Annotated in this window: 16 protein-coding genes; 9 read left to right on the top strand and 7 right to left on the bottom strand. The window is 69.9% G+C overall.

Translation table 11 applies throughout. The features are described 5' to 3' along the window. Nucleotides 1-25 precede the first annotated feature (25 nt). On the bottom strand, nucleotides 26-577 hold the full coding sequence (sufT, locus tag C1925_RS04165; protein ID WP_108767828.1) for a putative Fe-S cluster assembly protein SufT: 552 nt from the start codon (nucleotides 575-577) through the stop codon (nucleotides 26-28). 122 nt (nucleotides 578-699) lie between these two features. Here sufT and C1925_RS04160 point away from each other — a divergent pair, with 122 nt between their 5' ends. Further along, nucleotides 700-1119, top strand: coding sequence for a hypothetical protein (locus C1925_RS04160; RefSeq protein ID WP_108767827.1), 420 nt, complete (start codon nucleotides 700-702; stop codon nucleotides 1117-1119). 56 nt (nucleotides 1120-1175) lie between these two features. On the opposite strand, the gene C1925_RS04155 is transcribed toward C1925_RS04160, so the two are convergent. Together C1925_RS04155 and C1925_RS04150 are read right to left on the bottom strand one after the other, a co-directional pair. Continuing rightward, entirely contained in the window at nucleotides 1176-2636 is a 1461-nt protein-coding gene (locus tag C1925_RS04155) for an NAD(P)(+) transhydrogenase (Re/Si-specific) subunit beta (protein ID WP_108767826.1), read from the bottom strand. Continuing rightward, nucleotides 2633-2953, bottom strand: coding sequence for an NAD(P) transhydrogenase subunit alpha (locus tag C1925_RS04150; RefSeq protein ID WP_005408173.1), 321 nt, complete (start codon nucleotides 2951-2953; stop codon nucleotides 2633-2635). The genes C1925_RS04155 and C1925_RS04150 overlap by 4 nt, the downstream gene beginning before the upstream one ends. 98 nt (nucleotides 2954-3051) lie before the next feature. Here C1925_RS04150 and C1925_RS04145 point away from each other — a divergent pair, with 98 nt between their 5' ends. Genes C1925_RS04145 through C1925_RS04135 form a run of 3 tightly spaced genes read left to right on the top strand, consistent with a single transcriptional unit; the run spans nucleotide 3052 to nucleotide 4414 of the window. Further along, on the top strand, nucleotides 3052-3636 hold the full coding sequence (locus C1925_RS04145; protein WP_108767825.1) for an RNA polymerase sigma factor: 585 nt from the start codon (nucleotides 3052-3054) through the stop codon (nucleotides 3634-3636). Further along, a complete protein-coding gene (locus C1925_RS04140; protein WP_108767824.1) occupies nucleotides 3633-3959 on the top strand; it encodes a hypothetical protein in 327 nt (108 codons plus the stop codon). Before C1925_RS04145 ends, C1925_RS04140 begins: the two co-directional genes overlap by 4 nt. A 5-nt stretch (nucleotides 3960-3964) precedes the next feature. Further along, nucleotides 3965-4414 (top strand): DUF3106 domain-containing protein, encoded by a 450-nt coding sequence (locus C1925_RS04135; RefSeq protein WP_108767823.1) that lies wholly within the window; start codon nucleotides 3965-3967, stop codon nucleotides 4412-4414. Between the two features lie 77 nt (nucleotides 4415-4491). On the opposite strand, the gene C1925_RS04130 is transcribed toward C1925_RS04135, so the two are convergent. Together C1925_RS04130 and C1925_RS04125 are read right to left on the bottom strand one after the other, a co-directional pair. Next, on the bottom strand, nucleotides 4492-5571 hold the full coding sequence (locus tag C1925_RS04130) for an NAD(P) transhydrogenase subunit alpha (protein ID WP_108767822.1): 1080 nt from the start codon (nucleotides 5569-5571) through the stop codon (nucleotides 4492-4494). 52 nt (nucleotides 5572-5623) lie between these two features. Next, complete coding sequence (locus C1925_RS04125; RefSeq protein WP_108767821.1) at nucleotides 5624-7972, bottom strand: DUF1631 domain-containing protein; 2349 nt, start codon at nucleotides 7970-7972, stop codon at nucleotides 5624-5626. 331 nt (nucleotides 7973-8303) lie between these two features. Here C1925_RS04125 and C1925_RS04120 point away from each other — a divergent pair, with 331 nt between their 5' ends. From C1925_RS04120 to C1925_RS04105, 4 genes are read left to right on the top strand one after another with little or no spacing between them, the layout of a single operon-like run. Beyond that, the gene (locus C1925_RS04120; RefSeq protein WP_108770616.1) at nucleotides 8304-8882 is read left to right on the top strand and encodes a nitroreductase; all 579 of its coding nucleotides are present in this window, start codon (nucleotides 8304-8306) and stop codon (nucleotides 8880-8882) included. Then, complete coding sequence (locus tag C1925_RS04115) at nucleotides 8867-9856, top strand: 5'-3' exonuclease H3TH domain-containing protein (RefSeq protein ID WP_108770615.1); 990 nt, start codon at nucleotides 8867-8869, stop codon at nucleotides 9854-9856. The genes C1925_RS04120 and C1925_RS04115 overlap by 16 nt, the downstream gene beginning before the upstream one ends. Continuing rightward, nucleotides 9853-10407 carry an NUDIX hydrolase gene (locus C1925_RS04110; protein WP_108767820.1) on the top strand — a complete coding sequence of 185 codons (555 nt, stop codon included), beginning with the start codon at nucleotides 9853-9855 and terminating at the stop codon, nucleotides 10405-10407. Before C1925_RS04115 ends, C1925_RS04110 begins: the two co-directional genes overlap by 4 nt. Further along, nucleotides 10400-11197 carry an N-formylglutamate amidohydrolase gene (locus C1925_RS04105; RefSeq protein ID WP_108770614.1) on the top strand — a complete coding sequence of 266 codons (798 nt, stop codon included), beginning with the start codon at nucleotides 10400-10402 and terminating at the stop codon, nucleotides 11195-11197. The genes C1925_RS04110 and C1925_RS04105 overlap by 8 nt, the downstream gene beginning before the upstream one ends. A 6-nt stretch (nucleotides 11198-11203) precedes the next feature. Here C1925_RS04105 and C1925_RS04100 read toward each other — a convergent pair whose 3' ends face one another. Both C1925_RS04100 and C1925_RS04095 read right to left on the bottom strand, forming a co-directional pair. Further along, nucleotides 11204-11875, bottom strand: a complete 672-nt coding sequence (locus C1925_RS04100; RefSeq protein WP_108767819.1) for a hypothetical protein — start codon at nucleotides 11873-11875, stop codon at nucleotides 11204-11206. After that, nucleotides 11872-13284, bottom strand: a complete 1413-nt coding sequence (locus C1925_RS04095; protein WP_108767818.1) for an MFS transporter — start codon at nucleotides 13282-13284, stop codon at nucleotides 11872-11874. Before C1925_RS04095 ends, C1925_RS04100 begins: the two co-directional genes overlap by 4 nt. Nucleotides 13285-13375: 91 nt before the next feature. On the opposite strand from C1925_RS04095, the gene C1925_RS04090 reads away from it, so the two are divergent. Next, nucleotides 13376-14275, top strand: coding sequence for a LysR family transcriptional regulator (locus C1925_RS04090; protein ID WP_254051381.1), 900 nt, complete (start codon nucleotides 13376-13378; stop codon nucleotides 14273-14275). Nucleotides 14276-14310 lie beyond the last annotated feature (35 nt).

The following is a 14310-nucleotide window of genomic DNA, read 5'->3' as shown; positions in this document are numbered from 1 at the left end:
GACCCGCCATGCGGCGGGCCGTGGGTCAAAGCATGCCGGTTTCGAGCCGGGCGGCCTCGGACATCATGTGCTGGTTCCACGGCGGGTCGAACACCAGTTCGACGTCGGCCTGGGCCACGGTCGGGACCATCTCGAGCTTGCTGCGCACGTCGTCGACGAGGATGTCACCCATGCCGCAGCCGGGCGCGGTCAGGGTCATCTTCACGTCGATCTCGCGCTGGCCCTCGTCCAGATGCTTGATCTCGACTTCATAGACCAGGCCCAGTTCGACGATGTTGACCGGAATTTCCGGGTCGAAGCAGGTGCGAAGCTGCTGCCACACCAGCTGTTCCACCTGTTCATCGGTGGCATCGGCGGGCAGTTCCAGCGGCGCCGGGGCCTCCTTGCCGATGGCGTCGCCGTCCTTGCCGGCGATGCGGAACAGGTTGCCTTCGACGAACACCGAATAGCTGCCGCCCAACGCCTGGGTGATATAGCCATAGCTGCCGGCAGGCAGGGTCACGGTGTCGCCCTGCGGGACCATCACGGCCTCGCAATCGCGTTCGAAGTGGACAGGTTCGCTGCTACGGGAATACATGGGGACCGATATGGGGCCGCGGCCGAAGCCACGCAAGACGGCATTCTAGCCCAGCCGCCCTGCCCCCGCCGGTGCACTGCGACAAACCACAGTATCCTGTGGGTGTCCTTCAGGAAGCTTCGATGTCCTCCAATGCCGCGCGTGCCAGGACCGTCACCTGGCTTTGGCCCTTCATGCTGCTGCTGGGTCTGGTTGTCGCCCCGATGGTCTGGGTGCTGCTGGCCCTGATGACCGGCCGCCAGGTCGGCTGGATGGCGGTGCTGACCGCCCTGGAACTCACGTTCATGCTGCGCCTGGGCACGCTGGGCCCGGGCCGCCTGCGCATCGCGCTGGTGGTGCTGGGCACGGTGCTGGTGAGCGCGGTGGCCTACTGGTGCATCGCCAGCGCCTGGATGGGTGGCTCGATCGGCCTGAACCCGATGGATGCCGCGCTGCGGATGGGCCCGCACCTGGCCTGGACCCTGACCAGCCTGGCCAACGGCGCGGTTGAATGGATCTGGCTGGCCGTGGCCGTGGTCGTCGGCGCCTGGCTGGCGCGCTGATCCACATCACATGGGGTCGGATCCCTTTCCGCAGGAAAGGGATCCGACCCCGGCTTTCAATGCCCGCCGTCGAGCGCCTTCAGTTCGCTCACCAGCGAGGCCGCGGCTTCGGCGCCATCGCCGTACAGCATGCGGGTGTTGTCGGCGTAGAACAGCGCATTCTCGATGCCGGCAAAGCCGGTGCCCTTGCCGCGCTTGATCACCACCACGTTGCGGGCGTTGACCACGTCCAGCACCGGCATGCCGTAGATCGGGCTGGCCGGGTCGGTGCGTGCCACCGGGTTGACCACGTCGTTGGCACCGATCACCAGTACCACGTCGGTGTTGGCGAACTCGGGGTTGATGTCGTCCATGTCGGCGATCAGGTCGTAGGGCACACCCGCTTCGGCCAGCAGCACGTTCATGTGCCCGGGCATGCGACCCGCCACCGGGTGGATGGCGAACTTCACCTTCACCCCGCGCTGGCCCAGACGCTGCGCCAGCTCCCAGATCTTGTGCTGGGCCTGGGCCACGGCCATGCCGTAGCCGGGCACGATCACCACGCGCTCGGCGAAGGCCATCATCGCCGCCACGTCGGCCGCTTCGATCGGCTTCTGCGAGCCGGTGATCGCCTGCGCTTCGCCACCGGCGCCAGCGCCGAAGTTGGAGAACAGCACGTTGCTGATCGGCCGGTTCATCGCCTTGGCCATCAGCCGCGTCAGCAGGATGCCAGCCGCGCCGACCATCATGCCGGCGATGATCAGCGCCTCGTTGCCCAGCACGTAGCCTTCGAAGGACACGGCCAGGCCGGTGAAGGCGTTGTACAGCGAGATCACCACCGGCATGTCGGCGCCGCCGATGGGCAGGGTCATCAGCACGCCCAGGGCCAGCGCCAGCACGAAGAAAGCGACGATGGACCAGGTGCTGAGCGTGCTGGCAGCGATGATCGCCAGCACCACCACGGCCAGCGCCACCAGCAGGTTCAGCGCCTGCTGGCCGGGCCAGGTGACGCGCTTGTCCAGGCGCCCGTCGAGCTTGGCCCAGGCGATGACCGAACCGGACAGCGACACCGCGCCGATGGCCGCGCCGACCACCGCCAGCAGCAGCATGGTGGCCGAGGGCTGGCGCGCGGCCAGGTCGGCCAGCGCCTGCGCGCTCCAGTGGCTGGTATCGCGGTTGGCCAGGAAGGCATAGCGCAGCAGTTCCACCGCGCCGATGGCCGCGGCCGAGCCACCGCCCATGCCGTTGTAGAGCGCCACCATCTGCGGCATGTCGGTGATGGCGACCTTGCCGGCCGACCACCAGGCCAGGCCGGCGCCGAGCAGCAGGGCCACCAGGATCAGCGGCACGTTGTGCAGTTCGGGCAGGAAGAAGGTGGCCACCGTGGCCAGCAGCATGCCCAGCCCGGCCCAGCGGATGCCGCTGCGCGCGGTCAGCGGCGAGGCCATGCGCTGCAGGCCGAGCAGGAACAGGGTGGCGGCCACCAGGTAGCTGGCCTTGACCAGCCAATCGAGCAGTTCGACGGTGCTGATGTTCAAGCCTGCGGCTCCTTCGGTTCGTCCTTGCCACCCTTGGGTGCGCTCGGCTTGAACATTTCCAGCATGCGCGCGGTGACCACGTAGCCACCGGCGGCGTTGCCGGCGCCCAGCACCACGGCGAGGAAGCCCAGGGCCTTCTCCAGTGGTGTCTGCGCGTGGCCCAGCACCACCATCGCGCCGATCAGCACGATGCCGTGGATGAAGTTGGAACCCGACATCAGCGGGGTATGCAGGATGACCGGCACCCGCGAAATGATCACGTGGCCCGCGATTGCGGCCAGCATGAAGATGTACAGCGCCACGAACCCGTCACTCATCGGCAACGCCTCCCGCTCTGTCTTCGTCGCCCCATCATAACCACGGGCTGAACCCGACGCGTACTCCGGTCAACCAAAGCCGCGCTCACGCGTTGTCGATGGTGACCCCGAGCGAGGAACCGTACCCTGTGCTGGTGAGCAGCCCCCTCCCCCCGACCGCTGACGCCGATGCCCTGCCGGCATCGCTGGAAGCGTTCCTGGCCAGCGTCGGCCCGCGCGCCTTCCGCTTCGCCGAGGCCGGCCTGCGCCAGCGCGAGGATGCGCTGGACGCGGTACAGGATGCCCTGCTGCGCATGCTGGACTACGCCGAGAAGCCGGCCGCCGAATGGGCGCCGCTGTTCTGGAGCATCCTGCGCCGCCGGGTGATCGACCTGCAGCGCCGGCGCCGCTTCCGCCTGCCGTTCTGGCGCGACAACCACGATGCCGACGGTGCCGACATCGACTGGGCCGACCCCGGCCCGGACCCGGCGCAGGCGCATGAGCAGCGCCAGCAGTACCAGCAGCTGGTGCAGGCGCTGCGCACCCTGCCCGCCCGCCAGCGCGAAGCCTTCACCCTGCGCGTGCTGCAGGACCTGGACGGGGCCACCACCGCCCGCGCCATGGGCTGCAGCGAAGGCGCGGTAAAGACCCATCTGGCACGCGCCCGACAGGCGCTGCAGGATTACCTGGAGAACCACCCGTGAACCGCTCCCTGCCTTCCGATGACGCCCTGCGCAGCCTGCACGCGCAGTCGCTGCAGTCGCTGTCGCCGGCCACCCTGGCGCGCCTGCGCCAGGCCCGCCATGGCGCGCATGCGGCGCACCGGGGCCGCTGGCGCTGGTGGCTGGCCAGTGCCTGTTCGCTGGTGATGGCGCTGGGCATCGGCGTGCAGTTCACCGGCCCGGGCACGCACACCGGCCCGACGCCGGCACCGACGGTGGCCGCGGTGGAAGACAACAGCGCGCTGTACGACGAGAATCCCGACATGTACCTGTGGCTGGGCGACACCGACCTGGCGATGGAGTGAGAACCATGCTGCGACGCCCCACCCTGCCCCTGCTGTTCGCCCTGATCCTGCTGCCGGCCGCGCCGCTGCTGGCACAGACGACTGCGCCTGCGCCCGCCGCGAGCGCCGCGCTGCCGAACTGGGAACAGCTCAGCCCGGCCCAGCGCGAAGCGCTGCTGGCGCCGCTGCGTGACCGCTGGAACGGCGCCGATGCCGGCCAGCGCCAGCGCATGCTCTCGCACGGCCAGCGCTGGCAGTCGATGAGCCCGGAAGAACGCGACAAGGCCCGCCGCGGCCTGCGCCGCTTCGAGCACATGAGCCCGGAGCAGCGTGAGCAGGCGCGCGCGCTGTTCGGCCAGATGCGCACGCTGAGCCCGGCCCAGCGCGATGCACTGCGCGAGCGCTGGACGGACATGACGCCGGAACAGCGCAAGGAATGGGTGCGGGAGAATCCGCCGCCGGCGAAGGCGCGGTAAATGGGTAGCGCCGGGCCATGCCCGGCGGATCCTGTGCGGGCCGCTGCGCTCGCCGGGCATGGCCCGGCGCTACCGCTTCACGCCTGCCAGCGCGTCTTCGCCAGCAGTTCGTCTTCCCAGTCGAAGCCCAGCTGGCCGCCCTGCACGAACAGGGTGACGAAATTCAGCAGGTTGCGCGCGTACATCTCGCTGGCCTGGGTGGCGCCGCGGCTGGCCAGGTTCAATGGGCCATCGATGGCCACGCCCTGGTGGTCGATGCACTGGCCCGGCTGGGTCAGCGCGCAGTTGCCGCCGCTCTCGGCGGCCAGGTCGACGATCACGCTGCCCACCGCCATGCCCTCGACCATCGCCGCAGTGACGATGGTGGGTGCCGGCCGGCCCGGCACGGCCGCGGTGCAGATCACCACGTCCACACTGCGCAGGTGGTCGGCCAGGCGGCGCTGCTGCTCGGCGCGCTCCTCGTCGGTCAGCGCGCGCGCATAGCCGCCCTCGCCCGCTGCGCTCACCCCCAGGTCGAGGAAACGTGCGCCCAGCGACTGGATCTGTTCACGGGTTTCCGGGCGCACGTCGAAGCCTTCCACCTGCGCGCCGAGGCGGCGCACGGTGGCGATCGCCTGCAGGCCGGCCACGCCGGCACCGATCACCAGCACCTTGGCCGGGCGCACGGTACCAGCCGCAGTGGTCAGCATCGGGAAGAAGCGCGGCGCGCGCTCGGCGGCGATCAGCGCGGCCTTGTAGCCCGCCATGCCGGCCTGCGAACTGAGCACGTCCATGGCCTGCGCACGCGTGGTGCGCGGCAGCTGCTGCAGCGGGAACAACAGCAGGCGGTCGTCACCGGCCAGTGCCGCCAGCGATGGATCCGCAGCGGGGGTCAGCAGGCCGACCACGCTGGCGCCCGGCTTGAGCTGGGCCAGCACCGCCGCCGGTGGCGCCTGCACGCACAGCAGGATGTCGATCTCGTTCCAACGGCTGGCGTCGAAGACGCGCGCGCCGGCATCGTCATAGGCGGCATCGGGGAAGCCCGCAGCCAGTCCGGCGCCGGCTTCGTACCAGACGGTGATGCCCAAGGCCCCAAGCTTGCGCGCCGTTTCCGGCGTCAGTGCCACGCGCCGTTCGCCCGGCGCGGTCTCCTTCATCCCCAGCAACGCCACGGCCATGCAGGTCCCCGCTGATCGGTGAGTTTTCCCGATCCTAGCAGGCGGCCACCCCTCAGTGCAGGGTGGCGCTGCCCGGGTCCAGGCGGTCGATCACGCCTTGCATGGCGCTGTCGAAGGCGCCATCGTCGACGTGGGCGCGCAGGCGGCCCAGCCGCACCATCACTGCAAGTTCTTCCGGCGAGGCCACGCAGAAGCGCACGCCGCGGCGGTTGACGAACAGCAGGCGCGAGGAGATCGGGCTGATCCAGGACAGCTTGCCGGCCTGGACCTTGCCGTCCTTGTCGACGAAGTCCAGCCAGTTGCCGATTTCCATGCGGCGGAAGCGATCGGCGTCGGCATTGTCGAAATCATCGGTATCGACCTGCCCGGCCAGTTCCACGGCACTGGCTTCGGGCACCGGCGCGGTCGGCAGCGCGACCTGCGGCAGTTCCGGCAGCGCGCGCTGCAGTTCCGGCCGCGATTCGGCAATGCCCTGCAGGGTGCCATGCAGCACATCGATGGCGGCCGAGGCCGCATCACCGTGCACGCCGACACTGGCGAACACCTTGGCCAGCACCGGCTGCCAGGCCTGCAGCCACGGCTTGCCGATGATGTGCCGGCGTGCCTCGGCCACTTCCTCCAGCAGGCCATCGCCCAGGCTGAGTGCCTCGGCCACGGACGCGCCGTCCTCGCCCTCGCGCAGCAGCGCCAGGGTCAGGTGGTGCTGCCACGGCTGGCGCAGGAACTCGGCGATCGCCGGCGGCAGGGTGGCATCACCGATGCGGCGGTCCAGTTCGGCGCCGGCGCGGTTGCGGGCCATCTCCAGCTTTTCCTGGCCACGCTGCGTTTCAGCGGCGCGGCGCTCGGCGATTTCCACGCGGCGGCGATGCTGCAGCAGGAAATCGCGGAATTCTTCTTCCAGGGTCAGGAAGATCGCCAGGTTCTCGTTGAACTCGGCGACCAGGCGCTCGATGATCTCCTCGACCTTGGCCATCAGCATGCGCTCGGCCTGGCTTTCGCCGGTGTTGCCTTCGCAGGCCTCGGCCAGCGAATTGAGCAGCTTGCGGGCCGGGTGGGTCTTCTGCACGAACATGCGGCGGTCGAGCATGGCGACCTTGACGAAGGGCACCACCAGGCGGCCGATCAGCTCGCGCGAGCGGCCTTCCAGTTCGCGTTCGTCCAGCATCACGTCGAACAGCATGCCGACCAGGTCGATCGCATCCTCGTCCTGCGGGTCCAGCCGGGTCTGGCCGGGGTCCACGCCGAGGCGGGTGGCGTTGGACAGCACTTCGCTCTTCAGCCGCTGCGCCAGTGATTCGCCGTCCTCGCCGATGGCCGCGCGCAGGGTGGCGCTGGGCGTGGCCTGCAGCAGCGACAGCACCGACATCATCTCGCGCTGGCTGAGCGGGCGATGCTGGCCCACCGCCACCTGCGCGGCCGACGTGGCGTCCTCGCGGACATGCCGGGTCTGCTGCAGCAGTTCGTGCAGCGCCTCCAGCAGCATGCCCTGCTGGCCGGGATAGGCTTCGCCCGACCCGGCCGACCCGGCCGGCGCGCCGCCGGGCATGCCATGTTCGTCGGGCAGCTGCTGCATGTGGCCACGACGTTCGGACCAGCGCGCGGCAAACCGCTGCGCCCAGGCCGGTGCGGCCTGCTCCTCGTCGCTGAAATCGGTCTCGAAGCCCGACGTCTGGCGCTGCTCGACCAGGTCGTCCAGCCCGTGCGGGGCCTGCGGGGCCGGGGCCGCCGACAGCGGTCGCCGCGGGGCGCCCATCTGCGGCATCACACCGGCGGCCGCCAACTGCTCGTCCAGCTTCTCGTAGATGCGGCCCACCGGCGTGCGCATGTCGCGCTCGCACAGCTTGATCAGCACCAGGTGAACTTCCGGGGCCAGCTCGCACCCGGCGAAGGCCTGGTGGATGGCCACCCCCAGATGTTCGGGGCTGATCGGATCGAGGTCGGCGTCCAGTTCCAGGCCGCCGACCAGCCAGCCGAGGCGGCGGTCGAGGCGGGCCAGCACCGGCTTGAAATCGCGCAGCAGCACGGTGGCGAAGTTGCGCACCGCCAGCCGCGACTCCAGGACATGCTCGGGAATGAGGCTCAGGCTTTCCTCGGCCGGCCCGGACAGGGTGGCTTCGGCGGACAGCGGATGGCCGTCGGCCAGCGCGGCCCAGGCCCGGTCCAGGTGGGCGGCAAACGCCGCGGTGATCTCGTCCCGGCGCCGGCGCAGTTCGCGCATGGCATCCAGGAACAGCAACTGCGACGAGCCGGCATTGCCGGCTCGATCGAACAGGGCATCGTCAAACCGCGCCAGCGCCGCGCCGAAAGCCTGGCCCAGCGCGGGCAGGACAGCGTCCCGCGCACGCTTGAGCTGGGCCGGGTCACGACCCGACGATCCCATCTGAGTGGGCGCACTCATCATTCGGGAAGGCTCCCCACCTTCTCTGATACGACAGACATGATGGACATCGCGACGACCGGTACACCCCATGTACCGGATCGTCGATGGTAAGCCGGCCAGCCCGTCACGGACAGTGAAACAGTCCTCACTTCAAACCTCACGACCGGCGGCCCGGCAAGACGGATATCCTAAGCCGTGCGGGACCTGCGAGGCGAGGGGAAGGGCTCGCCGGATGCCCGGCAGTGGCATGACGTTCATCACAGTTTGATATTGAAAGGGCAAACACGACGCAGGCAGCGTCACCAACTGCCCCGACTATAATCTTCAGCCCGTGATGACCGGTTCAGACTCCATGCCCGACCCCGCAGCCCTGCTCGCCCTCGACGCCCGCCGTTCGGTGCCCTCGCGGCAGCTGGGCGAGCCCGGCCCGGACCCGGCCACCCTGCTGCGCATGCTGCAGTCGGCCGTCCGCGTGCCCGACCACGGCAAGCGCGTCCCGTTCCGTTTCCTGAAGATTGCCGGCGATGCCCGTCACACCCTGGGGGATTTCCTGGTCGAACGCAGCCGCCAGCGCGATCCGCAGGCCGGCGAGGCGGTGTTCGAGAAGGACCGCCAGCGCTTCAGCCACGCCCCGGTGGTGATCGTGGTGGTGGCCAGCCCGCGCCCGGACGCCAAGGTGCCCGAGCAGGAGCAGCTGATGACCGCCGGCTGTGTCTGCTTCGCCCTGCTGCAGGCCGCCCAGGCACTGGGCTTCGGCGCGCAGTGGCTGACCGCGTGGATGGCCTTCGACCCCGCCGTGCATGCCCACCTGGGCCTGGCCGAGGGCGAAGGCATCGCCGGCTTCATCCATATCGGCACCCCCAAGGCCGACGTGCCCGAGCGCGAGCGGCCGGACGCCGCGGCCCTGCTGCGGGACTGGACCGGCCAGTGAGCGCCGTGAATGCCGTGCCGCTGCCGCCGCCGCTGTACCTGGTGGATGCCAGCATCTATGTGTTCCGTGCCTGGCATTCGCTGCCGGACGAGTTCCAGGACAGCCAGGGCTGGCCGACCAATGCGGTGCACGGGTTCGCCCGCTTCCTGCTGGACCTGCTCGAGCGCGAGCGCCCCCGGCACATCGCCATCGCCTTCGACGAAGCGCTGGACAGCGGCTTCCGCCACCGCCTGTACGCGGCCTACAAGGCCAACCGCGACCCAGCGCCGGAAGCGCTGAAGCGCCAGTTCGTGCACTGCAAGGCGCTGTGCGCGGCGCTGGGCCTGGTGGTGCTGGCCCACCATGACTACGAGGCCGACGACCTGATCGGCAGCGCGCTGCACCAGCACCGGCACAGCCATCGCGGCCTGATCATTTCCGCCGACAAGGACCTGTCGCAGCTGCTGCTGGACCACGACGAACAGTGGGACTACGCACGCAACCAGCGCTGGGACGTGGCCGGAGTGAAGGCGCGGCACGGCGTGCACGCGCACCAGATCGCCGATTACCTGGCCCTGTGTGGTGATGCGGTGGACAACATTCCCGGGATCAGCGGTGTCGGCGCCAAGTCGGCGGCGGTGCTGCTGGCCCACTTCGGCAGCATGGACGCGCTGTACGAACGCCTGGACGAAGTGCCGTTCCTGCGCCTGCGCGGCGCCGCGCAGATGGCCGTGCGCCTGCGCGAGCAGCGCGACCACGCCCAGCTCTGGCGGCAGCTGACCACCATCGCGCTGGACGCGCCGCTGGAAGGCTGCCAGCCGGGCCTGCTGCGCCAGGCGGCGGACCCGGAGCTGCTGGGCGGCCTGTGCCAGGCGCTGCGCTTCGGCCCGCTGACCCGCCGCCGGCTGTTCAGCGCCGCAGGCGTCAACGATCCCGGTTCGGCCACCGCGGCCGGTCCCGACCATTCCCTCCCCTCCTCCAGCGAGCCCGCATGAGCCAGAGAAACACCGAAGCCCCGCGCGTCGTCTACGAAGGCAAGTACCAGCGCATGGTCGTGCGCGGCACGTGGGAGTACAGCGAACGCACCCATGCCGGTGGCCTGGCGGCGATCATCATCGCGGTCACCCCCGAGGACAAGGTGGTGTTCGTCGAACAGTTCCGCGTGCCGCTGCAGTCGGCCACCATCGAGATGCCGGCCGGCCTGGTCGGCGACATCACGGCGGGCGAGTCGATTGAAGCGTCGGCCGTGCGCGAGCTGGAAGAAGAAACCGGCTGGACCGCCGAGCACGCCGAAGTGCTGATGATCGGCCCGACGTCCTCCGGCGCCAGCAGCGAGCAGATCGCCTTCGTCCGTGCCACCGGCCTGCGCCGCATCGGCGAGGGCGGCGGCGATGACAGCGAAGACATCACCGTGCACGAGATTCCGCGCGCGCAGGCCGCCGCCTGGCTGGTGCAGAAGATGGGCGAAGGCTACGCGCTGGACGCCAAGCTCTGGGCCGGCCTGTGGATGATCGAGCACCACCTGGATGGACGCCCGCGTGGCTGATGCCGACCTGCACGTGGCGCCGGCCCTGCTCGGTGCCGACGATCCCGCGATCTACACGATCCACCGTGCGCAGGGTGCATCTCCCTTCCTGCTGCTGGCCGACCACGCCGGCCAGCAGATCCCGCGCGCGCTGCATGGCCTGGGCCTGGCGCAGGCCGAGCTGGACCGCCACATCGGCTGGGACATCGGCATCGCAGGCACCACCCGCGCACTGGCCGGGCTGCTGGATGCGTGGGCCATCGAACAGACCTATTCGCGGTTGCTGATCGACTGCAACCGGCCGCTGGCCTCGCCCACGCTGATCCCGGAAGTGAGCGACCACACCGTGGTGCCGGGCAATGCCGGGCTGTCGGCGGCGCAGCGGCAGCAGCGCATCGATGCCATCCACGCGCCGTACCACGCACGCATCGATGCCGAGCTGGACGCGCGCCGCGACGCCGGCCGCCCCACCCTGCTGGTGATGATGCACAGCTTCACCCCGGCGATGAACGGCGCGGCGCGGCCGTGGCACGCCGGCGTGCTGTACCACCAGGACACGCGCTTCGCCCCGGCACTGCTGCAGGCCCTGCGCGATGAAGGTGACCTGGTGGTGGGCGACAACCAACCGTATTCGGTGAGCAGCACCAGCGACTACGCGGTGCCGGTGCATGGCGAAGGCCGTGGCCTGGTGCATGTGGAGCTGGAGATCCGCCAGGACCTGATTGCCGATGTGGCCGGACAGCAGGCCTGGGCGGAACGGTTGGCGCGGATCTTCAGCGCGTTGCAGCCGGCGTTGCTGGCGGTTGGGTAATCGTCATCAACGCAACACGGGCGCGTCCATCCACGGGAACGGCTTGAACCCGTACACCTGTACGGTCGCGCCGATCGCTTCGAACTGATCCTTGATGGCCTGCGCGCGGTTGCGATCCAGGGCTTCGCCCAGCAGCAACGGCAACGCACGGCAGCGTGCCAGCGCTTCACCCACCGACACCTCGTGCAGGTGCGCCACGGCCTGCGCGGTGGCCTTCAGCTGTTCGTCCACACACGCCAGCAGCTGCAGATCGAACGAGGCAAAGATGCCCGCGCCTACGCCGGCATCGCGCGCGGCGGCCTGGTCTGCGGCCGTGGCCTCACCCAGCGCCTCGTCGATGCCTTCGACCTGCTGGAACGCGTCGTACTCGTGGTAGTGCGCCAGCGCCTGCGCGTACTCGGCCAGCGTGGACAACGGGCGCTGCCGCTTCTGCACGTCGAGCACGTCGGCGAACGTGGCCGGCTCCAGGTAGGTGGACAGGCCCAGCGCGCGCGCCTCGGCCGGCACCTCGCTGTCATCGTCGAACGCGGTCTCCTCGTCGGGCGGCAACCAGAACCGCGCCTGCAGCAGGTCACCGTCGGTGGCATGCACCCAGCCGAAGGACGCGTACACGCCATGGTCGTCGTTGCAGGCGGCAAACGCGTGCAGGGTCTGTTGCAGGTCCAGCAGCTCGATCATGCGTTGTTGGCCTGGCCATCGAGGGATCCGCAGTCTACCGGTGCCGGGCGCAGGCCCAGCGCGATGATCACGCCGAACAGGGCGAACAGCGCGGCGCCGTACTCGGCACGCACCAGCCCGGCCAGCGCGCTGGGCGAACCTGCAACGCCGGCGCCGGCATTGGCCACCATCACCAGCACCGCAAGCCCCAGTGCACCGCCGATCTGCTGCGCGGTGGCGGCCATGCCCGAGGCCACGCCCTGCTGTGCAGCCGGCACGCCCTGCCCGGCCACGATCCACATCGAGGTCCAGGTCATGCCCTGGCCGATGCTCAGCACCACCACACCCGGCAGCAGCGGCCAGAAGTTCGAGGCGTGCGGGAGTGTTGCTGCGACCCAGGCGATGCCGACGGCGCCGGCCAGCTGGCCGAGCACCAGCACCTTGCGTGCACTCCAGCGCTTCAGCGCCCACTCGGCCAGCTGGATGCCGACCGTGCACACCGCCGTCGCCGGCAGGAACGCCAGGCCGGCCTGCAGCGGACTCCAGCCGTAGCCATCCTGGAAATACAGCGCCATGAAGTAGTACTGCACGCCGTAGCTGCTCATGAAGGCGAAGGTGAGGCCGAGCGCAGCGCGCAGGCCGGGCAGGCGCAGCAGCGCGAACTGCATCAACGGGTCGCGGCTGCGCTGTTCGATCTGCACGAAGGCCACCAGCAGCAGCGCCGACAGCAGCAGGCAGACCAGCGTTGCCGGCGCGGTCCAGCCCCACTCCGGTCCCTGCACGAGGGTGGTCACCAGCAGGCTGCCGCCGAGGGTGACGGTGATGCAGCCGGCCAGATCGAACGAGCGGCCCTGCGCGCGCGGGCCATCGGCCGGCAGCCATGCACCGGCGGCGACGGCGCAGGCGGTGGCCATCGGCACGATCACCGCCAGCACGGCCGGCCAGCCGAACGCCTGGGTCAGCACGCCACCGAGCAGGGTACCCAGCGCCAGGCCGACCGCGCTGGCCATGCTCCAGATCGCCAGCGCGCGGTTGCGCACCGGGCCCTCTGCGTACAGCGTGTTGATCAGCGCCAGCGTGGCCGGGAACAGCAGCGCGGCACCGATGCCCTGCGCGGCGCGCGCGATGATCAGCAGCGTGGCATTCGGTGCCAGCGCACCCAGCAGCGAGGCCAGCGCGAACAGCAGCATGCCCAGCCGGTAGAAGCGGCGGCGCCCGATCAGGTCGGCGGCGCGCCCGCCCAGCAGCAGGCTGCCACCGAAGGCCACGGTGTAGGCGCTGACCACCCACTGCAGCTGCTGCGCGTTGATCTGCAGCGCGCGGCCCATGTCATGCAGGGCGACGAAGATGATGGTGGCGTCCAGGGCGATGATCAGCTGAGCGGTGGCCAGCAGGGTCAGCGCCCAGCTTGCGTACTTGAGAGGGGGCATCGGCGGTGGTGGATCGGTGGGGGAACGCAGTCTCATTGATGCGGCGCTATCAATAAACCCTTGCCTGACCATATCTGTCATGATTTTCGGCATGAATGGACCCTCGTTGGACCTCAATGCCGTGCGCATGCTGGTGCAGGTGGCCGAGGCACGCAGCTTCACCGTCGCCGCCGGGCAGCTTGGCCTGAGCCAGTCCGGGCTGTCGCGCGCGATCGGCCGGCTGGAGGTTACGCTGGGGGTGAAGCTGCTGCAGCGGAACACCCGCAACGTGGCGCTGACCCCGGATGGCCGCCAGTTCGTCGACCAGGTCGCGCCGCTGCTGTGCGGCCTGGAGGATGCCGAGCGGCAGCTGGCTGACCGCCCGTGCACGCCTTCGGGCACGCTGAGGATCAGCGCCCCGTCGATGTTCGGGCGCAAGGTGCTGGTGCCGCTGCTGGGCCCGTTGCTGCAGCAGCACCCGCAGTTGCAGGTGGATGCGGTGCTCAGTGATCGCCTGGTCGATCTGGTCGAGGAAGGTTTCGATGCCGCGCTGCGCACCGGCGTGATTGCCGACCAGCGCATCGTTGCGCGGCCGCTGCGGCCGCTGCGCTGGGTGACCGTGGCCAGCCCGGCCTATCTGGCGCGTTGCGGCACGCCGGGGGGTATCGCCACGCTGCACGACCATGCCTGCCTGGCGGTACGCAACCTGCGCAGCGGACGCGTGGTGGACTGGCAGTTCCGGCAGGACGGCCAGCTGCACGACTTCACCCCGCCGACGCGGATGGTGTTCGACAGCGGCGACCCGCTGGTGGAAGCGGCCATCGCCGGCATCGGCATCGTGCAGGTGATGGATTTCGCGGTGGCCGATGCGTTGGCTGACGGACGCCTGCAGCGCGTACTGCAGCCGTTTGAAGGCCGCAGCCGCGAGCTGTCGCTGATCTACCCGCCATCGCGGCAGCATTCGCCGAAGCTGCAGGTGCTGGCCGACGCGCTGCTGGCCGGCGACTGGTAGATCCACGCCATGCGTGGATGGGGGCCACACCGGGG

Origin of the sequence: Stenotrophomonas sp. SAU14A_NAIMI4_5, assembly GCF_003086795.1 — a bacterium.
GTDB lineage: Bacteria > Pseudomonadota > Gammaproteobacteria > Xanthomonadales > Xanthomonadaceae > Stenotrophomonas.
The sequence above is the reverse complement of the archived record's forward strand: the minus strand, read 5'-3'. Positions and strand labels throughout refer to the sequence as shown.